The 491-nt window shown below is 58.7% G+C and carries 1 protein-coding gene; it reads right to left on the reverse strand.

All coding sequences use genetic code 11. The features are described 5' to 3' along the window. The coding region (locus tag H6A28_RS14860; protein ID WP_204481072.1) for a DEAD/DEAH box helicase family protein at window positions 1-366 on the reverse strand (366 nt) is incomplete at its 3' end. Between the last annotated feature and the right edge of the window lie 125 nt (window positions 367-491).

Below are 491 nucleotides of genomic sequence, written 5' to 3' on the forward strand. Positions count from 1 at the left end.
GCGCATCTGCTCGATATGGTCGTTGATCGAGGCATCCTTCTCGATGAAGGTGTCCGACGACGGCACATAGGCTTCCGGCTGGTAGTAATCGTAGTAGGAGACGAAATACTCCACCGCGTTGTTCGGGAAGAATGACTTGAACTCGCCGTACAGCTGCGCCGCCAGAGTCTTGTTCGGTGCCAGCACCAACGTCGGACGCTGTACCTGGGCGATCACGTTGGCGATGGAAAAGGTCTTGCCCGAGCCGGTCACCCCAAGCAGGGTCTGATGCGACAGACCAGCCTCCAGCCCCTCGACCATCTGCCGGATCGCCTCAGGCTGATCGCCGGCAGGTTTGAAGCGGGTCACCAACTGAAATTCGGACATGCAGCACCTCGACAAACGACTGTGACGCGCCCTGTCGGGCGGCGTCAAAGCCATGAATTGCGGGGCGACTCGGCAATAGCTCCAGGTAGAGTCGAATTACCTGGCAAAAGGCCTTAATTCAGGGC

This window comes from Bacteroides mediterraneensis (assembly GCF_016900355.1).
In the GTDB taxonomy this organism is placed as follows: Bacteria; Bacteroidota; Bacteroidia; order Bacteroidales; family Bacteroidaceae; genus Phocaeicola.